Consider the following 21,766-nt stretch of genomic DNA (forward strand, 5'->3'; position numbering starts at 1 on the left):
AACCCCGCACCCTGTGGGAGCGTAACGCTGAAACAGCCCCTTATTCCCATAAGCCATAAGCACCGCACTTTGCGTGATATGGCCTGCTCGCGTTTGCCGGTATGATAGGCGCCCCCGCAGTCTGGATTGCGAATACGCCATGACCTTGCAGTACCCAACCATCGCCGATTGCGTCGGCAACACCCCGCTGGTCCGTTTGCAGCGCCTGCCTGGCGCCACCAGCAATACCCTTTTGCTCAAGCTCGAAGGGAATAACCCGGCGGGTTCGGTCAAGGACCGGCCGGCGCTGTCGATGATTACCCGCGCTGAATTGCGTGGGCAGATCCACGCCGGCGATACGCTGATCGAAGCGACTTCGGGTAACACCGGTATCGCGCTGGCCATGGCTGCCGCAATCAAGGGTTACAAGATGATCCTGATCATGCCGGACAACTCCAGCGCCGAACGTAAGGCCGCGATGACGGCCTATGGCGCCGAGCTGATCCTGGTCACCCAGGAAGAAGGCATGGAAGGCGCGCGCGACCTCGCTCAGCGAATGGAAGCCGAAGGCCGTGGCAAGGTGCTGGATCAGTTCGCCAACGGCGATAACCCCGAAGCGCACTACACCACCACCGGCCCGGAAATCTGGCGCCAGACCGAGGGCACCATCACTCATTTCGTCAGTTCGATGGGCACCACCGGCACCATCATGGGTGTCTCGCGCTACTTGAAAGAGCAGAACGACAACGTGCAGATCATCGGCCTGCAACCGATGGAAGGCTCGGCGATTCCGGGTATCCGTCGCTGGCCGCAGGAATACCTGCCGAAGATTTATCAAGCCGATCGTGTCGACCGCATTGTCGACATGGCGCAAAGCGAAGCTGAAGACGTGACCCGTCGTCTGGCCCGCGAAGAAGGCATCTTCTGCGGCGTGTCCTCGGGCGGTGCGGTGGCAGCGATGCTGCGCCTGTCCCGGGAAGTTGAAAACGCGGTGATCGTCGCGATCATTTGCGACCGTGGCGACCGTTACTTGTCGACCGGCATTTTCGACGCGCCCAACTGATGGCCAAGCAAGAGAGAGGCCTGCGCTTCCAACCCACTGGCGGCAGCAAGGCCCCGCAAATTCCGACCGGCAAAAAGCAGCGCTTGAGCATCGAGCGCCTGGCCAATGACGGTCGCGGTATCGCGTTTTTCGAAGGTCGCACCTGGTTCGTCCTCGGCGCGCTGGCGGGCGAAGACGTCGAGGCGCGCGTGTTGGGTGCCCACGGCAAAGTGGTCGAGGCGCGCACCGAACGGGTGTTCCAGGCCAGCGAGTTGCGTCGTCCGGCGCCGTGCCCGCATGCCGGCCGCTGTGGCGGTTGCAGCGTGCAACATCTGCCGCACACTGAACAACTTGCCCTGAAACAGCGCATGCTCGCCGAACAACTGTCCAAGGTCGCCGGTGTCGAACCCCAAGAGTGGGCAGCGCCGTTGAGCGGTCCGGAATTCGGTTACCGCCGTCGCGCTCGAGTGGCGGTGCGTTGGGACATGAAAGCGAAGAAGCTCGAAGTCGGTTTCCGCGCGGCGGGCAGTCAGGACATCGTGGCCATCAACGAATGCCCGGTGTTGGTCCAGCCCTTGCAGCCGATCATGACCCGCTTGCCGGAAATGCTTCGACGCTTGAGCAAACCTCAGGCGCTGGGGCATGTGGAATTGTTCAGCGGTTCGTCGTTGGCGGTGTTGCTGCGGCACATGGCGCCGCTGTCCGACGCCGACATGACGATCCTCAAGGATTTCTGCGCGTTCCATGAAGCCCAGCTGTGGCTGCACGGAGACGGTGAACCGCAACCGGTCGAGACTGACCAGTCGTTGGGTTATCGACTTGAACAGTGGGACTTGAATCTGGCGTACCGACCGGGAGATTTCATCCAGGTCAACGCCGGGGTCAATGAAGCGATGATCGCCCAGGCGTTGGAGTGGCTGAAGCCGACAGCGGAGGAACGGGTTCTCGATCTATTCTGTGGGTTGGGTAACTTTGCATTGCCGCTGGCCAAGGTCGTTCGCGAGGTGGTGGCAGTGGAAGGTGTGCAGGCGATGGTCGAGCGAGCAGCCGCGAATGCAGCTAGCAACAATCTTCATAATGCGACTTTTTTTCAGGCCGATTTATCCCAGCCTTTGACCGATGCCGAATGGGCGCGCGAAGGCTTTTGTGCGGTACTCTTGGACCCACCGCGTGACGGTGCTTTCGAGGTCGTGCGCAAGCTGGCGTCCCTGGGCGCCAAACGGTTGGTGTACGTGTCGTGCAACCCGGCAACGCTGGCGCGCGATACGGTCGAATTGATCAAGCAGGGCTACCGGTTAAAACGTGCCGGGATTCTCGATATGTTTCCTCAGACGGCACATGTCGAGGCCATGGCGTTATTTGAAGCGAGCTAGGACGGCTCGTCTGGTCCGACTGGCCGCCCGTGCCGCTCTTGCAGTAGCCCCGTGAGGGCAATCGGGCAATGAAGGTCAGCGAATTGACGCATTGAATCTGCGTCGTAGGGAAGGTAAGCAAGATGGTACAGGTGAGAGCACACCAGCCGATCAACACTGACGGCAGTATCAATCTCGAGGCTTGGCTCGATCATGCGGTCAGTGTCGATCTGGCACTGGATCGCGAAGCCTTGAAGGAAGCGTGCGAGTTCGCTCGCGTGTCTGAACAACAGGCCAATGCGGCGAAGAATCTATGGTCCGAAGGGACCTCGAGTTTCCGCACCGGCCTTGAGATCGCCGAGATTCTCGCCGACCTCAAACTCGATCAGGATTCGTTGGTCGCAGCGGTCCTGTACCGCGGCGTGCGCGAAGGCCAGATCGAACTGCCGGCGGTCAGCCAGCGCTTCGGTCCGGTGGTCGCCAAACTCATCGACGGCGTGTTGCGCATGGCGGCGATCAGCGCCAGCCTGAGCCCCCGTCAATCGTTGGTGCTGGGCACCCAGGGCCAGGTCGAAAACCTGCGCAAAATGCTGGTGGCCATGGTCGACGACGTGCGCGTCGCGTTGATCAAACTGGCCGAGCGCACCTGCGCGATCCGTGCGGTGAAAACCGCCGACGACGAAAAGCGTAATCGCGTTGCCCGTGAAGTCTTCGACATCTACGCGCCGCTGGCTCACCGTCTCGGTATCGGTCATATCAAATGGGAACTGGAGGATTTGTCCTTCCGTTACCTTGAGCCCGATCAGTACAAGCAGATCGCCAAGTTGCTGCACGAGCGGCGTCTGGATCGCGAGCGTTTCATTGCCGATGTGATGAACCAGCTGAAAGTCGAGTTGCAGGCCACCGGCGTCGATGCCGACATCAGCGGCCGGGCCAAACACATCTATTCGATCTGGCGCAAAATGCAGCGCAAGGGGCTGGAGTTCAGCCAGATCTACGACGTGCGCGCCGTTCGTGTGCTGGTGCCGGAAATGCGCGACTGCTACACCGCGCTCGGCATCGTCCATACGTTGTGGCGGCACATCCCGAAGGAATTCGACGACTACATTGCCAACCCGAAAGAGAACGGCTACCGCTCGCTGCACACCGCGGTGATCGGCCCCGAGGGCAAGGTGCTGGAAGTGCAGATCCGCACCCACGCCATGCACGAAGAAGCCGAGCTGGGCGTTTGCGCGCACTGGCGCTACAAGGGCACCGACGTCAAATCCGGGTCCAACCACTACGAAGAGAAAATTTCCTGGCTGCGCCAGGTCCTCGAGTGGCATGAAGAATTGGGTGATATCGGCGGTCTGGCTGAACAGCTGCGGGTCGATATCGAGCCGGACCGGGTCTACATCTTCACCCCGGACGGTCATGCCATCGACCTGCCGAAGGGCGCGACCCCGCTGGACTTCGCCTACCGCGTGCACACCGAAATCGGTCACAACTGCCGTGGCGCGAAGATCAACGGGCGCATCGTACCGCTCAACTACAGCCTGCAAACCGGTGAACAGGTCGAGATCATCACCAGCAAGCACGGCACTCCGAGCCGCGACTGGCTGAACCCGAACCTGGGTTACATCACCACCTCGCGGGCACGGGCAAAGATCGTTCACTGGTTCAAGTTGCAGGCGCGTGATCAGAACGTCGCGGCCGGTAAAACCCTGCTCGAACGTGAGCTCAGTCGTCTCGGCTTGCCAGCGGTGGACTTCGACAAGCTGGCCGACAAGGCCAACATGAAGACCGCCGAAGACATGTACGCCGCGTTGGGCGCGGGCGATCTGCGCCTGGCGCAACTGGTGAACCTGGCGCAACAACTGGTCGAGCCGGAACGCGGCAATGAGCAGCTGGAACTGATCCCGCGCAAAGCCACCGGCTACAAACCGGGCAAGCGCGGCGACATTCAGATTCAGGGTGTCGGCAACCTGATGACGCAAATGGCCGGTTGCTGCCAGCCGTTGCCGGGTGATGCCATTGTCGGTTACATCACCCAGGGCCGTGGCGTGAGCATTCACCGTCAGGACTGTGCCTCGGTGCTGCAACTGGGTGGGCGCGAGCCGGAGCGGATCATTCAGGTCAGCTGGGGCCCCGTGCCGGTACTCACCTACCCGGTGGACATCATCATCCGCGCCTACGACCGTTCCGGTTTGCTGCGTGACGTGTCGCAGGTATTGCTCAACGAGCGGATCAACGTGCTGGCGGTCAACACCCGCTCGAACAAGGAGGACAACACCGCGCTGATGTCCCTGACCATCGAGATTCCGGGGCTGGATGCATTGGGGCGGTTGCTGGGACGGATTTCCCAGTTGCCGAACATCATCGAAACCCGGCGTAACCGTACACCGTGATGATGATCCCTGTAGGAGCGAGGCTTGCCCGCGAAGGCGTCATACCTGACACACCGCCTTCGCGGGCAAGCCTCGCTCCTACAAGGTTACGGTTGGGCCGACATACCGCATTGCAGATGTAGAGATTGATTGATGTATTCACTTGAAGACTTGCTGCACCTGATGAACCGTCTGCGCGACCCGCAGTTCGGTTGCCCGTGGGACATCAAGCAAACCTACGCCACCATCGTCCCGCACACCCTTGAGGAAGCCTACGAAGTCGCTGACGCCATCGAGCGCGGTGACTTCGATCACTTGCAGGGCGAGTTGGGTGATTTGCTGTTCCAGGTGGTTTATTACAGCCAGCTGGCCCGGGAAGAAGGGCGCTTCGAATTCGCCGGTGTGATCGACAGCATCACCCGCAAGCTGATCCGTCGCCATCCTCACGTATTTCCAACCGGTGATCTGTACGCGCCGCTGGATGTTCCGCGTCTGAGTGAAGAGCAGGTCAAGCAGCGCTGGGAAGAGATCAAGGCTGAGGAGCGCGCCGAGAAATCATCCGCGCCCGAACAGCTGTCCTTGCTCGACGATGTGCCCGCCGCGCTGCCTGCATTGTCCCGCTCGGCGAAGTTGCAGAAGCGCGCGGGGCAAGTCGGTTTCGACTGGCCGGACGCCTTGCCGGTGCTGGACAAGGTCCGCGAAGAACTCGATGAAGTGCTCGAAGCCATGGCCGACAATGACTCGGCAGCGATTGCCGATGAGGTGGGTGATTTGCTGTTTTCCGTGGTCAATCTGGCGCGTCATTTGAAAGTCGACCCGGAAACTGCACTGCGTGGCGCCAACAGCAAGTTTGAAAGACGCTTCCGTTTTATCGAACAGGCATTGCGCGACACCCACCGTCCCATGGAAGATTGCACCCTCGAAGAGTTGGACGCCTTGTGGGGCGAAGCCAAACGTCAGGAAAAGAATTTGCCCAGCTGCGGTTGAGCAGTGGCCTAAGTGAGAAATAAGCACCATGAGCATTTCCCTTCGCGACCAGTTGCTCAAAGCAGGGCTGGTCAACCAAAAGCAGGCCAAACAGGTCGGCAAAGAGAAGCAGAAGCAGCAACGCTTGGCCCATAAAGGCCAGATTGAACTCGATGACTCGCAGCAGCGTGCCGCCCAGGAAGCCATGGCCGAGAAGGTCAAGCGCGACCAGGAGCTGAACCGTCAGCAACAGGAGAAAGTCGAGGCCAAGGCTCGCGCGGCGCAGATCAAGCAATTGATCGAAGTATCGCGCCTGCCGAAGCTGACCACCGAGGACTACTACAACTTCGTTGACGACAAGAAGGTCAAGCGTATCTCCGTCAACACGCTGATGCGCAACCAGTTGAGCAATGGCTTCCTGGCGATCGTGCACCATGCCGGCGGCTACGAAGTGATCCCGCGTGAGGCGGCCCTGAAGATTCAGGAGCGCGATCCTCGGCGCATCGTGCAGCTGAACGTCAAGACTGAAGAAGTCGCTGCCGAAGATGATCCATACGCGGCCTATCAGATCCCTGATGATCTGATGTGGTAAGCCTTTAACGGCTTCAACAACGACAAACCCCGCTCATGGCGGGGTTTGTCGTTTTCAATGCAGTCATTGCTTATGCAGATCGGAGCGCTCGTTGCTGCTCCTGTTTTTCCAGTTCAGCCTTGTAGCTGTGGGCGTCGGTTTCGGAATGAAACATCCCCACCAGCATGTCTTGTTGATGTACATCCCAGATACGGATACCGGCGGCTATGCCTTCATGGGATTTATGTGAATCGTCGCGTTCAGTTACTTTTACAGTCATCTGCTAGCTCCAATCTCTGTTATCTGCAGCAAGGCGTGTGCAGGACTCTGTTATATGTTTGGTTAGCCTGCTAAGTAAACGACTGAGTTCGGTAACGAATTTTTGCGAAACCGACAATAGTCCTGCAGCCCGCCAAACACGTGGCATTCGGTCGCAGGGCATTGAGTTTCATGACAAAAGCTTCATGTTCGCCGTGAATATCTCGCTGGTAGAACACGGTATCTGTAGGAGCCAGGCTTGCTGGCGAAGGCGTCCTTCAGTGCGCCTTCGCCGGCAAGCCTGGCTCCTACAAAAAGCATCGCAGTGCACATTTTTTCAGGCATAAAAAAACGCCCCGAACCAGTCGGGGCGTTTTTGTGTGCTGCGAGACGGCGGAGTATTACTTGCCGGTCCAGCGCTTCAGTACCAGGGTGGCGTTGGTGCCACCGAAGCCGAAGCTGTTGCTCATCACGGTGTTGATGGTGGCGTCTTCGCGAGTCTTGGTCAGGATCGGCATGTCTGCCACTTCCGGGTCCAATTCTTCGATGTTGGCGGAGCCCGCCATGAAGTTGCCTTCCATCATCAGCATGCAGTAGATCGCTTCGTGAACGCCGGCGGCGCCCAGGGAGTGACCCGACAGGCTCTTGGTGGAGCTGATGGCCGGGGCCTTGTCGCCGAACACTTCACGCACACCTTTCATTTCCGCGACGTCGCCGACCGGAGTCGAGGTGCCGTGGGTGTTCAGGTAGTCGATCGGAGTATCGACGGTGGACATGGCCATCTGCATGCAGCGGATGGCGCCTTCGCCGCTTGGGGCGACCATGTCGTAGCCGTCGGAGGTCGCGCCGTAGCCAACGATTTCCGCGTAGATCTTCGCGCCGCGGGCCAGAGCGTGTTCCAGCTCTTCGACCACGACCATGCCGCCACCGCCGGCGATGACGAAACCGTCACGCTTGGCGTCGTATGCACGGGAAGCTTTTTCCGGGGTTTCGTTGTACTGGCTGGACAGTGCGCCCATGGCGTCGAACAGGAACGATTGGCTCCAATGCTCTTCTTCACCGCCGCCGGCGAACACGACGTCCTGCTTGCCCATCTGGATCTGTTCCATGGCGTTGCCGATGCAGTGAGCACTGGTGGCGCAGGCAGAAGCGATGGAGTAATTCAGGCCCTTGATCTTGAACGGTGTGGCCAGACAAGCGGAAACGGTGCTGCTCATGGTCCGCGTGACGCGGTATGGGCCAACGCGCTTCACGCCTTTCTCGCGCAGGATGTCCAGCGCTTCCATCTGGTTCAGCGTGGAGGCGCCACCGGAACCGGCGATCAGGCCGGTACGCGGGTTGGAGACTTGCTCATCGGTCAGGCCGGAGTCTGCGATGGCGTCTTTCATGGCCAGGTAGGCGTACGCCGCCGCGTGGCCGACGAAGCGATAGATCTTGCGATCGATCAGCTCTTCGAGGGGAAGGTCAATGGAGCCGGAAACCTGGCTACGCAGACCCATTTCGGCATATTCCGGGTTGAACCGGATGCCAGGGCGGCTTGCACGCAGGTTAGCGGAGACGGTCTCTTTGTCATTGCCCAGGCACGATACGATGCCCAGACCAGTGATAACGACGCGGCGCATGCGGATAACCCTTAGAAGTTGTCAGTGGAGGTGAAAACGCCGACCCGAAGGCCTTCGGCGGTGTAGATCTCGCGGCCGTCGACACTGACCGAACCATCGGCGATGGCCAGGTTCAGCTTGCCCTTCAGCACGCGCTTGATCTGAATGTTATAGGTGACTTTCTTGGCGGTCGGCAGGACCTGGCCAAAGAATTTCACTTCGCCCGAACCCAGCGCACGGCCACGGCCCGGCAGACCTTGCCAGCCGAGGAAGAAACCGACCAGTTGCCACATGGCGTCGAGGCCCAGGCAGCCTGGCATCACCGGATCACCTTCGAAGTGGCAGGCGAAAAACCACAGGTCAGGAGTGATATCCAGCTCGGCGACCAATTCACCTTTGCCGTACTTGCCACCCTCGGCACTGATATGGGTGATGCGATCCACCATCAGCATGTTCGGGGCGGGCAGTTGTGCGTTACCCGGGCCGAACAGCTCACCGCGACTGCAGCGCAGCAGGTCTTCCCGAGTAAAGGCGTTTTGTTGGGTCATGCGAGCTCCTCAATAGTCCCATGCGGCAGGGTGGGGCAAATCTTCCCGGCCGACCGAGGCGTTCATGCCTCGAGTCAGCAGCCTACTCATAGACTATTGCGTTGTGGTGAAAGTCACAGCACCAAGGACATGAATGTACACTTGTGCACTGAAATTATTATTCAAGCCCCTTTTCGGGCCTGTTCGGGTGCCTAAGACTGCCGCACTTTCGCCTTTCACGCCAGTCGCAGATGGTCGAAAGGCCTGTACTACTGCACCCAGCGCTGCAAAATTTGCTGCAGATCAGTGCGTTTGAAGGGCTTGGCCAGGTAATCGTTCATTCCAGCTGATAAACACGCTTCACGGTCGCCCTGCAAGGCATTGGCGGTCAGGGCGATGATCGGCAAGTCTGCGCAGCCGGGGAGCAGGCGGATCTGGCGGGTTGCTTCGTAGCCGTCGATGATCGGCAGTCGGCAATCCATCAGAATCGCTTCAAATATCAGGCTTTTGGCGCTTTGCACCGCCTGCGCGCCATCGGTCGCGACGCTGACAGTAAAGCCCAGACTGCGCAACATTGCTTCGATCACCGTCTGGTTGACCGGGTTGTCCTCCACCAGCAGCACATTGCGTCCTTCACCATGGCCGTCGCCGCTCTGTGTCCGTGGTTTCAACTCCGGTAGCGACTGCTTATAAAGGGCCAACGGAATTTCCAGGGTAAACACCGATCCCCGGCCTTCTTCGCTCTGGGCGCGCAAGGTGCCGCCCATCCGTTCGGCCAGGGTGCGGGCAATCGGCAACCCCAACCCGGTGCCGCCGTAACGCCTTGAAATAGAACTGTCGGCCTGCTGGAACGCATTGAACATCAACTCCAGGCTTTCGGCCGAGATGCCAATGCCGCTGTCGCGCACGGTGCAGGTGAACCACAGCAGTTCGTGATCCAGTGACTGCCATTGCGGTTCGATACTGACGCGGCCTTGCTCGGTGAACTTCAGCGCATTGCCCACCAGGTTGACCAGAATCTGCCGGATCCGCGTCGGGTCGCCTTGAACCTGCAAGGCGCGCATGTCCTCGGGAATCGCCAGGGCCAGATCGAGCCCGCGTTGCGCCGCGCTGTGCTGGAACGACTGGGCGCAGCTGCTGATCAGGTCAGCGAGGTTGAACGGAATGTGTTCCAGCTCCAGTTCAGAACGCTCGATGCGCGAGAAGTCGAGAATGTCGTTGATGACTTTGAGCAGGTGTTCGGTCGACTCCGAAGCCAGCGCCGCATACTCGATCTGCTCCTCGGTCATGTCGGTGGTTTCCAGCAGTTGCAGCATGCCCAGCACGCCATTCATTGGTGTGCGCAGTTCGTGGCTCATCATCGCCAGGAAGTCGGATTTGGCGTTGTTGGCCTTTTCCGCTTCTTCGCGGGTCTGGATCAATTGCGCCATGGCCTGCTGCTGCTCACGGCTGGCCTGCTCAAGGCCTTGCGCGAGGTTATTGATGTGCTGCGACAACGCGCCCAACTCAGTGTCATCGACGATCGGCAGCGGCGTTTTGTAATCACCCTCCTGAATCGCCTTCACGGCGTGGCCGATGTCGCGGATCGGCTGCGACAGGCTGCCGGCCAGGCGTCGGGCCACCAGAAAGGTAAACAGCAGCGCGAACAAGGCGAGAATCCCGGCCTTGAACAGGATTTCCTGCTGACGCTGGCTGAAGGCGTCATTGGACAAGCCGACGATCACCCGGCCCAGATAGTCCTCGGGCGGGGCCGTGTTGGCGACGTTGCTGCCCTGGAAGAAATCATTGTTCAGCGCGATCCGTTGCAGCCGTACCGGCGCCTGGAACACTTCGACCTGATGCGAGCGGGCATGGGTTTCCGACGGTTGCTCGACGTACACCAGAATCCGGTTGGCGCTGTCCTGGACTTCGAGAAAGCGCACGTTGGGCGTGGCCAGCGTCGCCTTGAGCAAACTTTCGAGTACCTCGTTGTTGCCCGAGATCACCCCGTATTCCGTGGCGGGAGCCAGTTGGTTGGCGATCAGCTGGCCGGTGTGGTTGAGCTCCTGGCGCAGGTCCTGGATCCGCACGAAGGTGAAGAAACTGATCAGCAGCAACGTCAGCAACAGGGCGGGGCCGAGGCTGATGATCTGCGTGCGGGTGTTGATGTCCCAACCGCGACGGAAGGTCATGGGCTGCTTTCTCCTTCGGCCAACTGTGCTGCGACAAATGCTTCAGTCACCTGTTCAATACCCAATGAACGAGCCACCTGCGGATTACTTAACACTTTGAAGTGTTTTGGATACAACGCACGGGGCCAGCCTGTCTGCGGCCGATCGAGCAATTCGTCGAGCACTTCCAGCCAATCGTTCTGATCGCTGTAGGTGCTGGCCAGGCTACCAGCCTTGACGAACGCAGCGTTCGGGCCGACCAGCGCCAGTTGTCGCGAATAGCTGCTCAACAGCAGGTTTTTTGCGGTTTTCGGGTTGTACAGATCGGCGTCGTCGAGGCCCAGCAGCACGTCGCAGTTCTTCAGCAAATTCTGTAAAGGGCGGCTGTCGTTGGTGTTGTCCCATCGCTCGGCGATCACTTCAAGGCCCAACGCTTGTGCCGACAGACGCAATTCCTTGAGCAGGAATTCGCTGTGACTGTCGTACAGCACGCCGATGCGTCGGGCCTCGGGCAGGATGAGCCGGGTCAGGCGCAATTGCCGATCCAGCGGCGGATCGCTCCAGAGCAGGCTGAGGTGCGATGGAAAGTCAGCGCCGAAACGATGATGGGCTTGCAGGCGACTGATGCGCAGTACCAGCGTCGGCGGGCCTTGTGTCTCTTGCAGGCGCCAATCGAGGCTCGGCAGATCGAGCAGGATCAAACGGGTATCGCCGGGCAGTGCGCCCGGCCTCGGCAAGCTGTCCAGTACTTGGAAGCGAACGCTGTCGGCCGGGCGCATGCCGCTCAGCGCCTGCACAAAGGATTGCACGCCCGGGCTGTCTTCGGCGCCGGTCAGCAGAATGTCGGCGGCCTGAATCGTCAGGCTGCCAAGCAGGCCGGCAAACACCAGGCACACCCCTGCCAGCAGGCGGCCAAGGGTTGGCGACTTCCGCGACAGGCGATGCAGCATTTAAAACGTCAGCTCCGCGCTGAAGTAGAGCACCCGACGCTCGTCATAGTTGTTGTCGACGAAGGTGGTGGGTTGATGGTCGAGGCGCTGCTGGAGCACGCCGGCCAGTTCCAGATTGGCCTTGCCCAGGCCGATGCGTTTGGCGATGCGCGTGTCGACGCGTTCGAAGCGGTAACCGTTGAGGGCGTCGTCCCCGTAATAGAAGAGGGCGCTGTTCCAGCCGTGGCCCCAGTTGCGCAGCCAACCGGCGGAACCGCTGTTGCGCGCCGTCAGTCGCTCATCCTGCGGATTGCTCGCCTCGGCGTCGACGTAGGCGTAAGTCAGGCGCAGCCGGTCGGCGCTGCTCAGGCGCCAGTCCAGCTGGGTTTCCGTGCCCTTGAAGCGCGAGCTGTTGGAATTGCTGGCGATGTACTGATTGTTGCGCAGGGGTTCGCTGATCATGCCGCTGATTTCGTCGTAGAACAGTTTCACATCGACCGTCAGCCCAAGCTCCGCGAAGTAGCCGTTGTAGCCCAGCTCGCGCGAGCGCATGCGTTCTTGTTCGAGGTCGCCGGGGCCGCGGGTCTTGACGAAATACCGGGCGCTGGTCTGGCCGTAGGCACTGGGCCGCAGGTTGGTCACCTGGTAACTCCAGTTGACGTTGTTCTCGAACATGTCCGGTGAGCGGATGGCTTCCGAATACACCGCGCGCAAGCCGTGACGCGGGTTGATCAGGTAATTGACCGCTACCCGCGGGGTCAGCGAGCTGCCGGTCAATTGCGTGTCTTCGAACATGGCGCCGCCCTGCAGCAACCAGTGCTCGGTGGCGCGCCACTCGAGTTGGCCGAATGCGCGCCAAGTGGTGTCGTCGAGCGTGCCATTGAAGTAGGTCTCGGAATTTGCCCGGTCGTAACGATAGTTCATGCCGCTGACCAGTCGCAGACTGTCGGACAGGCTGAGGGTGTCTTGCAGTTCCAGGTCGTAGCGCGTTTCCCGGGCGCTCTGGTCGATGTCGCCACAGAGGGTTTGCCGGGCACCGTTGCGCCATTGCGCCAGCACTTGATTGCCTAGCGCTTGTTCCGCCGCCGTGCCGGCCGGCGCGCCGGGACCGGTGAAGCGCTCGATGTTGCGCGCCAGGCGTTCGGTGTAGTTCGGGTTGAGCTGCCAGAGTTCGGTCAGTTGCGGGCTGAACGAAACTTCCGCATCACAGGCGCGCCAGGTCTGCTGACGGTCCCAGTGCTGAGCCGAACCCTGGATATAAAGGCTGTGATCAGGATTGATGTCCAGGTTCCAGCGCAACGAACCGGCGTAGTCCTTGGCAACGACGTCGGAATTGTTCCCGGCTGCGGTAATCCCGGAGAACACCGGGCGGTAGGTATAAGGCCGCTGGTTGGTTCCGTCCTTGGCGTTCAACTGCCAGTCGATGCTCTGGTTTTCACTCAGCGTCTGGCTGACGGCAAGGTTGAAGCGGTTCAAGCGGCGACTGTCGCGATAATCAGCACCGCTGCTGTCGGTGTCGAAGCCGTCGTCCTGCTGGCCGGACAGTGACAGACGCAGGTCGCCGCCGTCCCAGCCCACACCCTGGCTGGCGTAAAAATCATCGATGCCGCGCTGGCCACGGGTGACTTTCATCCGCGTGCCGTGGCTGTCGGCCGGGTTGCGGGTGATGATGTTGACCACCGCCATCAACGCATTGGCGCCGTAGCTGACCGTGTTGGGGCCGCGGAAAACCTCGATGCGCTCGATGTCTTCCATGGCCACCGGGATATCACTCCAGTCCACCGTGGCCAGGCCAGCGCGGTACACCGAGCGGCCGTCGATCAGCACCTGCATGCGCCGCGCTTCCGTGGCGTTGGTGCCGTGGTAATTCACCGCCGCCTGATTACCGCTGATATTGCCGACCATCATGCCCGGCACCAGGCGCAGCAATTCGCTGATGTCCCGTGCACCGCTGGCATTGATCAGTTCGCTGTCGATCACCGTCATGCTTCCCGGGACTGCGGCCGGCGACTGCTTCAGGCGGGTGGCCGTGAGCACTTGCGGCAGCGATTCGTTGTCGAGGAACAAGTCGTCGGCCAGCAATGGCGAGCTGAAAAGCAATGCCAGAACCAGCGGAGAGGAGGGTGAAGGAGAGCCAAACGACACGAAACATCCTTGATAACGATGAGATGGCGCGCATGTTAACCGAGCTGTTCGACTTTTCCATTCACGATGCCGGCATTTTCCTAGGATTTATTGGTCTTCTTCCTACAAGTGCCGGTAATTGATACGGGGGCTGGCCGCCACTGGGACGCTCCGTATAATGCCGACATCGCCACTGGTATGGATTAACGGATTGCATATGACTGAACAGCGCCCAATTGCGGTCCTGGGAGGCGGAAGTTTTGGTACCGCCGTGGCTAATCTGTTGGCCGAGAACGGGCATCAGGTCCGGCAGTGGATGCGTGACCCCGAGCAGGCTGAGTCCATGCGGGTCAATCGCGAAAACCCGCGTTACCTCAAAGGCATCAAGATTCTTCCCCTGGTAGAACCGGTGACTGATTTGCAAGCGACCCTGGACGCTTGCGACCTGTGCTTTGTTGCGCTGCCGTCCAGCGCGCTGCGTTCGGTATTGGTCCCGCACGCCGCACGGTTGAGCGGCAAATTGCTGGTCAGCCTGACCAAAGGCATCGAAGCCCACACGTTCAAGCTGATGAGCGAGATCCTCGAAGAAATCGCTCCGCAAGCGCGCATCGGCGTGTTGTCCGGGCCGAACCTGGCCCGTGAAATCGCCGAGCACGCACTGACCGCCACCGTGGTCGCCAGCGAAGACGAAGAACTCTGCCAGCGGGTCCAGGAGGCGTTGCATGGCCGGACCTTTCGCGTGTACGCCAGCGCCGACCGCTTCGGTGTGGAGTTGGGCGGGGCGCTGAAAAATGTGTACGCGATCATCGCCGGCATGGCGGTGGCGCTGGGCATGGGTGAAAACACCAAGAGCATGCTGATCACCCGGGCGTTGGCGGAAATGACCCGCTTCGCGGTGAATCAGGGCGCCAACCCGATGACCTTCCTTGGGTTGGCGGGCGTGGGCGACTTGATCGTCACGTGTTCGTCGCCGAAAAGCCGCAATTACCAGGTCGGGTTTGCCCTCGGCCAGGGGTTGAGCCTGGAAGAGGCGGTGACCCGCCTGGGCGAAGTCGCCGAAGGCGTGAACACGCTGAAGGTGCTCAAGGCCAAGGCTCAGGAAGTGGGCGTCTATATGCCGCTGGTCGCCGGGTTGCACGCGATCCTGTTCGAAGGGCGCACGCTCAATCAAGTGATTGAACTGTTGATGCGCGGCGAACCCAAAACCGATGTGGACTTCATTTCCACCAGCGGTTTCAACTGATCACGCTTTCGAGATAAAGCAGGGAGTTGCACATGAACGATCCGAAAACAGAGGCCACCTACGAGTCCATTCTGCTGCGGGTGTTATGGATGATCGTCTTCTTGCTGGTCTGGCAAGTGGCGCAGTTCATCCTGGGGGCGGTGGTGCTGGTGCAACTGATCTATCGTTTGATTTATGGCGCCCCGAGCGCCAGCCTGATGAACTTCGGCGACAGCCTGAGCCAGTTCCTGGCGCAGATCGGTCGTTTCGGCACCTTCCACAGCGACCAGAAACCCTGGCCGTTCGCCGACTGGCCGACGCCGCGTACACCGGAAGGCGAAGCGCCGCACGCCGTGCCGCCAGCGCCACATCCGGCCCGAGATGAGGAGCCGAAACTATGAAACTCTGGGTATTGCGTCATGGTGAAGCCGAGCCACACGGTTCCAAACCACACGATTCGGAGCGCGCACTGACGGAACATGGTCGTTCAGAGGTGCTGAGCATCGCTGCTGAACTGATCGGTCAGCCGATTACAGCCATCTATGCCAGCCCGTTTCTGCGAGCGCAGGAGACCGCGCAGCTGGTGCGCGAGGCGCTGGGTTTCGAACCGGAGATTCGCACTGTCGAGTGGCTGACCCCGGACACTGATCCAGACAAGGTGGCCGAGCAACTCGTGTCGGTGAGTGACGTCCTTCTGGTCAGTCACAACCCGTTGGTGGGGAACTTGTTGAGTTACTTGCAGCATGGCGCCGGCTATCCACCAGAGAGGGTCAGCACCGCTGGCCTGGCCGAGGTCGAGAACGCTGAACTGCTGATAGGTTCGATGAAGCTCAACAGCATCAAACACCCGTAACCGCATTTGCTTTGGCTTTTTGCAGGCGCGAAGCTGTTGCCGTCGTTGAAAGCCCTTCGCGTGCAAGCCTCGCTCCTACAGGGGGCGGCGGTGTTCCGGGATTTTGTGTGAAATAGTCAACCAAGCAACCGCTTGGTTGACTACGCTTGCTCCAGACCAAAAATAAAGGAGCGAGTCGCATGTCTGCTGCTTTTCGTTTGCCGTTGGACGTCTTTTACGAGCGTGAAGCCCGTCATCCCCGCCAGCGGTTTCTGGTCCAACCTACCGGCGGCGGACACGTCGAGACCCTGACCTGGGCCGACGTCGGCCATCAGGCTCGCTGCGCTGCGCATTGGCTGCGCGCACGCGAACTGCCCCAAGGCAGCCACATCGCCCTGATTTCGAAAAACTGCGCGCACTGGATCATCGCCGACCTGGCAATCTGGATGGCCGGGCACGTTTCGGTGCCGTTGTACCCCAACCTCACCTCCGAGTCGGTGGCGCAAGTGCTCGAACACTCGGAAGCGGCGCTGGCGTTCATCGGCAAGCTCGATGACTGGCCAGGCATGTCTCGCGGGGTCAGTGCCGATCTGCCGACCATCAGCCTGCCGTTGCATCCGCCGGGTACTTTCGACTACAGCTGGGCCGATCTGCAAAAGAGCTCACCGATCCAGGACGACCCCAAGCCGTCCGCCGACCAGTTGGCGACCATCATTTACACCTCCGGCACCACCGGGGTGCCCAAAGGCGTGATGCATAGCTTCGGCAATCTGGGCTTTGCCACCACGCGCGGCACTCAGCTGTTCGGTCTCAACGAGTCGGATCGACTGCTGTCTTACCTGCCGCTGTGCCATGTCGCCGAGCGGATGTTCGTCGAGCTGGCGTCGATCTACACCGGGCAAACCGTGTTCTTTGCCGAAAGCCTCGACACCTTTCTCACCGATTTGCAGCGCGCGCGGCCGACCGCGTTGTTCGGCGTCCCGCGGATCTGGACCAAGTTCCAGATGGGCGTGTACAGCAAGATTGCGGCAAAACGCCTCGACTTCCTGCTCGGCCTGCCCTTTATCGGCAAACGGGTCGGGCACAAAGTGCTCGTCGGGTTGGGGCTGGATGCGTTGCGCGTGGCGTTGTCCGGCGCCGCGCCTGTGCCGCAGACCTTGCTGTTGTGGTACCGCAAGCTGGGACTGGATGTGCTGGAGGTCTACGGCATGACCGAAAGCTGCGGTTACTCCCACATCGGCCGGCCCGGCGAGAACAAACCCGGCTGGATCGGCAAGCCTTGCCCGGAGGTTGAAGTGCGGATCGCCGATTCGGGCGAAGTCATGGTGCGCAGCGGTGCGACCATGCTTGGCTATTTCAAGGAGCCCGAGAAAACCGCAGAAACCATCACCGAGGACGGCTTCCTGCGCACCGGCGACAAGGGCGAACAAGATGCCGAAGGCAACCTGCGCCTGACCGGGCGACTGAAGGAGATCTTCAAGACCAGCAAAGGCAAATACGTCGCGCCGGCGCCGATCGAAAATCGGCTGGCGGTGCATTCGCGGATCGAACAGGTGTGCGTGGTCGGTGATGGCTTGAGTGCGCCGCTGGGGTTGTGCGTGCTCTCGGCGGTCGGTCAGCAGGACGCCGGGGGAACGGCGCGGGCAGGGTTGCATGCAAGCCTGGAAAAGCTGCTGGAGGAGGTCAATGGCGGCCTCGACAAACACGAACGCTTGCGCCAGTTGGTGGTGGTCAAGGACAGTTGGGCGGTGGAAAACGGCTTCCTGACACCGACCCTGAAGATCAAGCGCAACGTGATCGAAGCGTCTTACGGCGCTCGGTTCGAAGAATGGAGCGAGCGCAGCGAGACGGTGCTGTGGCAGGATTGAGCCACGAATAAAACCAACAAAGGAAAGCAAGATGAGTCTGTGGCGTACCATTCCCGACGTCGAGCAGTTGAACGCAATCCAGAAAAACACCATTGGCGAAGTGCTGGATATTCGCTTCGAAGCCTTTGATGACGAGTCCCTGACCGCGAGCATGGTCATCGACCACCGCACCCACCAGCCTTACGGTTTGCTGCACGGCGGCGCGTCGGTGGTGCTGGCCGAGACGGTCGGTTCCATGGCCAGTTACCTGTGCATCGATACCAGCAAATTCTATTGCGTGGGTCTGGAAATCAACGCCAATCACTTGCGCGGATTGCGCAGCGGGCGAGTGACGGCAGTGGCCAAGCCGATTCACATTGGGCGCACGACTCATGTCTGGGATATCCGTTTGAGCAGTGACGAGGGCAAGGCCAGTTGCGTGTCGCGGTTGACCATGGCGGTCGTGCCGTTGGGTGAGAATCCACCGGCCCGTTGATTGTCGAGCGAACCACATCTTCCGGCCCGATGATTACCTGTGGCGAGGGAGCTTGCTCCCGTTGGCTGCGGCAGCAGCCCTTGCCGGCACGCCTCTCGCGGCGTGCACCGGTTTTGCGCCTGCTGCGCAGCCGAACGCGAGCAAGCTCGCTCGCCACAGGGTTCGGCGATGTCTGAATGCTCATGCCCCTGACCGGACTGTCATCATTCCTGGCACTTACAGTCATTGCCGCCGCCTCGCGTCTTACGGACAATCAACCCTTGTTTTCGCTTATGGATTTGCCGGTATGTCGCAACAGATATTTTTCGCCCACGCCAATGGCTTTCCTTCGGGCACCTACGGCAAGTTGTTCGCGGCGCTGGCGCCCGAGTACCAGGTGACGCATCTGGAACAGCACGCCCACGATCCGCGTTTTCCGGCGGACGACAATTGGCGCAACCTGGTGGATGAGCTGATCCATCACCTCAAAGAGCAACCGGAGCCGGTCTGGGGCGTCGGCCATTCCTTCGGCGGCGTGCTGCACCTGCACGCGGCGTTGCGTTGCCCTGAACTGTATCGGGGCGTGGTGATGCTCGATTCGCCGGTGCTGACCCGCGCCGATCAATGGGTGATCCGTGCGGCCAAGCGTTTCGGTTTCATCGACCGCCTGACCCCCGCCGGCCGTACATTGGGGCGCCGGGAAGAGTTCGCCGACCTGGACGCGGCACGGCTCTATTTCGCCGGCAAAACCCTGTTCCGCAGCTTTGATCCCGAGTGCTTCGACGCTTACCTGCAACACGGTTTGCAAAAAGTCGGCGACAAGCTGCGCCTGCGTTTCGACCCGGCCACGGAGATCAGCATCTACCGTGGCGTCCCGCACACCAGTCCAGGCCAGGCACGCCAGTTGAAAGTGCCGCTGGCGGTGGTGCGCGGGCACAAGAGCCGGGTGGTGATGCGTCACCATGCAAGCTCCGTCGGGCGTATGCCGCTGGGTGAGTCCCTGACCATGCCCGGTGGCCACATGTTCCCCCTCGAACGTCCGCAAGACACCGCCACGCTGCTGAAAAACCTGTTCAGCCGCTGGGAAGGTCGTCGCCAACAGGATTGCGCATGAGCCACGTTGTCGAAGAAGTTCGCCTGAGCCTGCCGCACATCGAGCTGGCCGCGCACCTGTTCGGTCCCGAAGACGGCCTGCCGGTGATCGCCCTGCACGGCTGGCTGGACAACGCCAACAGCTTCGCCCGGCTGGCACCGAAGCTCAAAGGCCTGCGCATCATCGCCCTCGACATGGCCGGTCACGGACATTCCGGGCATCGCCCGACCGGCGCCGGTTACGCGATGTGGGACTACGCTCACGACGTGCTGCAAGTCGCCGAGCAGTTGGGCCTGAAGCGTTTTGCACTGATGGGGCACTCGATGGGGGCGATCGCTTCGTTGATTATTGCCGGGTCGATGCCGGAACGTGTCACGCATCTGGCGTTGATCGACGGCATCATTCCTCCGACAGACAAAGGCGAAAATGCCGCCGAACGCATGGGCATGGCCCTGCAAGCCCAGCTGGATCTGCGGGAAAAACGCAAACCGGTCTACAACACCCTGGATCGAGCCATCGAGGCACGCATGAAAGGCCTGGTGGCGGTCAGTCGCGAAGCCGCCGAGCTGTTGGCCCAGCGTGGACTCATGCCGGTGCCGGGCGGTTACACCTGGCGCACTGACAACCGACTCACGCTGCCATCGCCCCTGCGTCTGACAACCGAACAGGCGATGGCCTTCGTCCAGCGGGTCAGTTGCCCTGCGTTTTTGGTGGTAGCAGCTGACGGCATGCTCGCCAAACATCCCGAGTTGCTGGAGCGTCTACCCTTTAGCCGTGAACAGCTGCCTGGCGGCCATCATTTGCACCTGAATGACGAACCCGGCGCCGACCTTGTCGCAGACTGTTTCAATCGGTTCTTCGCCGTTCCTTGACTTGCGCCGGGCAACTGTCGAGGCTGGGCGGGTTGAAATGGGAGACAACCATGATAGATCTCTACACCGCTGCGACCCCGAATGGCCACAAGGTCTCTATCGTGCTCGAGGAACTCGGCCTGCCCTACACGGTGCACGCCTTGAGTTTCGACAAAAAGGAACAGAAGTCACCTGACTTCCTCAAAATCAATCCCAATGGCCGGATTCCGGCCATTGTCGACCGCGCCAACGGCGATTTTGCCGTGTTCGAATCCGGCGCCATCCTGATTTACCTCGCTGAGCTGGGCGGCAAACTGCTGCCCCAGGACCCGAAAGGGCGCTCGGTCGTCCTGCAATGGCTGATGTTCCAGATGGGGGGAATCGGGCCGATGCAGGGGCAGGCCAACGTGTTTTTCCGTTACTTTCCAGAAAAACTCCAGGGCGCCATCGACCGCTATCAACATGAAACACGTCGCCTCTATGAGGTGCTCGATACACGCCTGCAAGCCGTGGAGTTTCTCGCGGGCGAGTACAGCATTGCCGACATTGCCACCTATCCGTGGGTGCGTGGCCATGAGTGGTCGGGCGTCGAGGTTGACGGTTTGCCGGCCTTGCAGCGCTGGATGGCATCCATGGAAGCGCGTCCGGCGGTCCAGCGTGGTTTGCTGGTGCCCGAGCGCTTCGATGATGCCAGTGTCGTCAAGGGTGCCCAGGCCATGCTGATCCGATGAGTCTATCCATGCGTTCATTCAATGTGCTGGTGCTGTGTTGTTTCAGTCCCTTGTTATTTGCCGCCGATGTCCCGGGCAGTCAGGACTTGCCGATCGTGCCGCGCATGGCCGACGCGCAGATCGTCGACTATCGCCCCGGCGTTGAGCTCGAGCGGATTTATCCGCTGGGTTCGATTCGTAAGATCAGCGGCCAGTTGCGCTTCGATGGTCAGGTCGGCGCCCGGGGAACGGCGACATCGGTGACCTATGAGTTGCCGCCGGAGCATTCGTCAACCGACGCCTTCACCGCCGCGCGTGAAGCATTGCAAGAGCAGGGCGCCGGCTTGCTGTTCTGGTGTCAGGCACGTGATTGCGGTGAAAGCAGCCTCTGGGCCAATGAGGTCTTCGGTAACGCCAAGTTGTACGGTGCCGACGATCAACAGGCGTACTTGCTCTTGCGTCTCGCGGCGCCCCGGGACAATACGTTGGTGGCGCTTTACAGCATCACTCGCGGCAATCGCAAAGCCTACCTGCACGTCGAGCAGTTCGACGCTGCCGCGCCGCTGGGTGATTTGCTGCCGACGTCGGCGACCTTGCTGCGAGAGCTGAAAAGTACGGGCGAACTCGATTTCCCCACATTGAGCGCCGATCCTGATGCCACCTGGCTGCGCCTCATTTCTCGCGGCTTGAACCTCGACACCACCTTGCGGGTCAGTGTTTCCGGGCCAAACGCCGAAGCGTGGCGCCAGGCGCTGATCGGGCAGGGCGTGCGGGCGGCGCGAATGGAAGCCGGCAGTGCCAAAAGCCCTGGCCTGCACATCGAACTGTTGCGATAAGCTTCATCAGGTAAACGCGGCTGGCGCGTTTGCCT

The 21,766-nt window shown here is 60.6% G+C and carries 20 protein-coding genes; 14 read left to right on the top strand and 6 right to left on the bottom strand.

The features are described 5' to 3' along the window. The first annotated feature begins 139 nt into the window (after window positions 1-139). The 5 genes from cysM (at window position 140) to BLU63_RS18670 (ending at window position 6,297) form a co-directional block, all read left to right on the top strand. Window positions 140-1,042: a cysteine synthase CysM gene (gene cysM, locus BLU63_RS18650; RefSeq protein ID WP_042932649.1), complete on the top strand. Its 903-nt coding sequence runs from the start codon at window positions 140-142 to the stop codon at window positions 1,040-1,042. After that, entirely contained in the window at window positions 1,042-2,394 is a 1,353-nt protein-coding gene (gene rlmD, locus BLU63_RS18655) for a 23S rRNA (uracil(1939)-C(5))-methyltransferase RlmD (RefSeq protein WP_083375949.1), read from the top strand. The genes cysM and rlmD overlap by 1 nt, the downstream gene beginning before the upstream one ends. Before the next feature lie 122 nt (window positions 2,395-2,516). Beyond that, complete coding sequence (relA, locus tag BLU63_RS18660; protein WP_010457093.1) at window positions 2,517-4,760, top strand: GTP diphosphokinase; 2,244 nt, start codon at window positions 2,517-2,519, stop codon at window positions 4,758-4,760. A 132-nt stretch (window positions 4,761-4,892) separates the two neighbouring features. After that, window positions 4,893-5,726 carry a nucleoside triphosphate pyrophosphohydrolase gene (gene mazG, locus BLU63_RS18665; RefSeq protein WP_010457090.1) on the top strand — a complete coding sequence of 278 codons (834 nt, stop codon included), beginning with the start codon at window positions 4,893-4,895 and terminating at the stop codon, window positions 5,724-5,726. A 28-nt stretch (window positions 5,727-5,754) separates the two neighbouring features. Further along, window positions 5,755-6,297, top strand: coding sequence for a DUF2058 domain-containing protein (locus BLU63_RS18670; protein WP_010457087.1), 543 nt, complete (start codon window positions 5,755-5,757; stop codon window positions 6,295-6,297). Window positions 6,298-6,367: 70 nt separating this feature from the next. Here BLU63_RS18670 and BLU63_RS18675 read toward each other — a convergent pair whose 3' ends face one another. From BLU63_RS18675 to BLU63_RS18700, 6 genes are all read right to left on the bottom strand, one after another. Further along, window positions 6,368-6,556 (bottom strand): hypothetical protein, encoded by a 189-nt coding sequence (locus tag BLU63_RS18675; RefSeq protein ID WP_010457086.1) that lies wholly within the window; start codon window positions 6,554-6,556, stop codon window positions 6,368-6,370. A gap of 379 nt (window positions 6,557-6,935) precedes the next feature. Then, window positions 6,936-8,156 (bottom strand): beta-ketoacyl-ACP synthase I, encoded by a 1,221-nt coding sequence (gene fabB / locus BLU63_RS18680; RefSeq protein WP_010457084.1) that lies wholly within the window; start codon window positions 8,154-8,156, stop codon window positions 6,936-6,938. Between the two features lie 11 nt (window positions 8,157-8,167). Continuing rightward, window positions 8,168-8,683: a 3-hydroxyacyl-[acyl-carrier-protein] dehydratase FabA gene (gene fabA, locus BLU63_RS18685; RefSeq protein WP_008148022.1), complete on the bottom strand. Its 516-nt coding sequence runs from the start codon at window positions 8,681-8,683 to the stop codon at window positions 8,168-8,170. Window positions 8,684-8,931: 248 nt separating this feature from the next. Continuing rightward, complete coding sequence (locus BLU63_RS18690) at window positions 8,932-10,833, bottom strand: ATP-binding protein (protein WP_083375950.1); 1,902 nt, start codon at window positions 10,831-10,833, stop codon at window positions 8,932-8,934. Next, window positions 10,830-11,762: an ABC transporter substrate-binding protein gene (locus BLU63_RS18695; RefSeq protein WP_083375951.1), complete on the bottom strand. Its 933-nt coding sequence runs from the start codon at window positions 11,760-11,762 to the stop codon at window positions 10,830-10,832. Before BLU63_RS18695 ends, BLU63_RS18690 begins: the two co-directional genes overlap by 4 nt. After that, window positions 11,763-13,886: a TonB-dependent receptor plug domain-containing protein gene (locus BLU63_RS18700; protein ID WP_083375952.1), complete on the bottom strand. Its 2,124-nt coding sequence runs from the start codon at window positions 13,884-13,886 to the stop codon at window positions 11,763-11,765. A 196-nt stretch (window positions 13,887-14,082) separates the two neighbouring features. Between BLU63_RS18700 and BLU63_RS18705 the strand changes: the two genes are divergently transcribed. The 9 genes from BLU63_RS18705 to BLU63_RS18745 all read left to right on the top strand — a co-directional run bounded on the left by BLU63_RS18705 (window position 14,083) and on the right by BLU63_RS18745 (window position 21,731). Then, a complete protein-coding gene (locus BLU63_RS18705; protein WP_010457075.1) occupies window positions 14,083-15,108 on the top strand; it encodes an NAD(P)H-dependent glycerol-3-phosphate dehydrogenase in 1,026 nt (341 codons plus the stop codon). Between the two features lie 32 nt (window positions 15,109-15,140). Continuing rightward, entirely contained in the window at window positions 15,141-15,488 is a 348-nt protein-coding gene (locus BLU63_RS18710; protein WP_010457073.1) for a DUF4389 domain-containing protein, read from the top strand. Then, the gene (gene sixA / locus BLU63_RS18715) at window positions 15,485-15,940 is read left to right on the top strand and encodes a phosphohistidine phosphatase SixA (RefSeq protein WP_083375953.1); all 456 of its coding nucleotides are present in this window, start codon (window positions 15,485-15,487) and stop codon (window positions 15,938-15,940) included. Before BLU63_RS18710 ends, sixA begins: the two co-directional genes overlap by 4 nt. Window positions 15,941-16,119: 179 nt before the next feature. Then, window positions 16,120-17,787 carry an AMP-binding protein gene (locus tag BLU63_RS18720; protein ID WP_083375954.1) on the top strand — a complete coding sequence of 556 codons (1,668 nt, stop codon included), beginning with the start codon at window positions 16,120-16,122 and terminating at the stop codon, window positions 17,785-17,787. A gap of 31 nt (window positions 17,788-17,818) precedes the next feature. Continuing rightward, a complete protein-coding gene (locus BLU63_RS18725; RefSeq protein ID WP_083375955.1) occupies window positions 17,819-18,262 on the top strand; it encodes a hotdog fold thioesterase in 444 nt (147 codons plus the stop codon). A 286-nt stretch (window positions 18,263-18,548) separates the two neighbouring features. Further along, on the top strand, window positions 18,549-19,355 hold the full coding sequence (locus tag BLU63_RS18730; RefSeq protein ID WP_010457066.1) for an alpha/beta fold hydrolase: 807 nt from the start codon (window positions 18,549-18,551) through the stop codon (window positions 19,353-19,355). Further along, complete coding sequence (locus BLU63_RS18735; RefSeq protein WP_083375956.1) at window positions 19,352-20,206, top strand: alpha/beta hydrolase; 855 nt, start codon at window positions 19,352-19,354, stop codon at window positions 20,204-20,206. Before BLU63_RS18730 ends, BLU63_RS18735 begins: the two co-directional genes overlap by 4 nt. 50 nt (window positions 20,207-20,256) lie before the next feature. Beyond that, on the top strand, window positions 20,257-20,916 hold the full coding sequence (locus tag BLU63_RS18740; RefSeq protein WP_077749213.1) for a glutathione S-transferase family protein: 660 nt from the start codon (window positions 20,257-20,259) through the stop codon (window positions 20,914-20,916). An 8-nt stretch (window positions 20,917-20,924) separates the two neighbouring features. Next, window positions 20,925-21,731, top strand: a complete 807-nt coding sequence (locus tag BLU63_RS18745; protein WP_083375957.1) for a DUF4892 domain-containing protein — start codon at window positions 20,925-20,927, stop codon at window positions 21,729-21,731. Window positions 21,732-21,766 lie beyond the last annotated feature (35 nt).

It is taken from the genome of Pseudomonas mandelii, from assembly GCF_900106065.1.
In the GTDB taxonomy this organism is placed as follows: domain Bacteria; phylum Pseudomonadota; class Gammaproteobacteria; order Pseudomonadales; family Pseudomonadaceae; genus Aquipseudomonas; species Aquipseudomonas mandelii.

Bases quoted from the DNA above. Each gene is read 5' to 3' on its own strand.
- cysM (WP_042932649.1), top strand. From the start codon at position 140: ATGACCTTGCAGTACCCAACCATCGCCGATTGCGTCGGCAACACCCCG.
- rlmD (WP_083375949.1), top strand. From the start codon at position 1,042: ATGGCCAAGCAAGAGAGAGGCCTGCGCTTCCAACCCACTGGCGGCAGC.
- relA (WP_010457093.1), top strand. From the start codon at position 2,517: ATGGTACAGGTGAGAGCACACCAGCCGATCAACACTGACGGCAGTATC.
- mazG (WP_010457090.1), top strand. From the start codon at position 4,893: ATGTATTCACTTGAAGACTTGCTGCACCTGATGAACCGTCTGCGCGAC.
- BLU63_RS18670 (WP_010457087.1), top strand. From the start codon at position 5,755: ATGAGCATTTCCCTTCGCGACCAGTTGCTCAAAGCAGGGCTGGTCAAC.
- BLU63_RS18675 (WP_010457086.1), bottom strand. From the start codon at position 6,556: ATGACTGTAAAAGTAACTGAACGCGACGATTCACATAAATCCCATGAA.
- fabB (WP_010457084.1), bottom strand. From the start codon at position 8,156: ATGCGCCGCGTCGTTATCACTGGTCTGGGCATCGTATCGTGCCTGGGC.
- fabA (WP_008148022.1), bottom strand. From the start codon at position 8,683: ATGACCCAACAAAACGCCTTTACTCGGGAAGACCTGCTGCGCTGCAGT.
- BLU63_RS18690 (WP_083375950.1), bottom strand. From the start codon at position 10,833: ATGACCTTCCGTCGCGGTTGGGACATCAACACCCGCACGCAGATCATC.
- BLU63_RS18695 (WP_083375951.1), bottom strand. From the start codon at position 11,762: ATGCTGCATCGCCTGTCGCGGAAGTCGCCAACCCTTGGCCGCCTGCTG.
- BLU63_RS18705 (WP_010457075.1), top strand. From the start codon at position 14,083: ATGACTGAACAGCGCCCAATTGCGGTCCTGGGAGGCGGAAGTTTTGGT.
- BLU63_RS18710 (WP_010457073.1), top strand. From the start codon at position 15,141: ATGAACGATCCGAAAACAGAGGCCACCTACGAGTCCATTCTGCTGCGG.
- sixA (WP_083375953.1), top strand. From the start codon at position 15,485: ATGAAACTCTGGGTATTGCGTCATGGTGAAGCCGAGCCACACGGTTCC.
- BLU63_RS18720 (WP_083375954.1), top strand. From the start codon at position 16,120: ATGTCTGCTGCTTTTCGTTTGCCGTTGGACGTCTTTTACGAGCGTGAA.
- BLU63_RS18725 (WP_083375955.1), top strand. From the start codon at position 17,819: ATGAGTCTGTGGCGTACCATTCCCGACGTCGAGCAGTTGAACGCAATC.
- BLU63_RS18730 (WP_010457066.1), top strand. From the start codon at position 18,549: ATGTCGCAACAGATATTTTTCGCCCACGCCAATGGCTTTCCTTCGGGC.
- BLU63_RS18735 (WP_083375956.1), top strand. From the start codon at position 19,352: ATGAGCCACGTTGTCGAAGAAGTTCGCCTGAGCCTGCCGCACATCGAG.
- BLU63_RS18740 (WP_077749213.1), top strand. From the start codon at position 20,257: ATGATAGATCTCTACACCGCTGCGACCCCGAATGGCCACAAGGTCTCT.
- BLU63_RS18745 (WP_083375957.1), top strand. From the start codon at position 20,925: ATGCGTTCATTCAATGTGCTGGTGCTGTGTTGTTTCAGTCCCTTGTTA.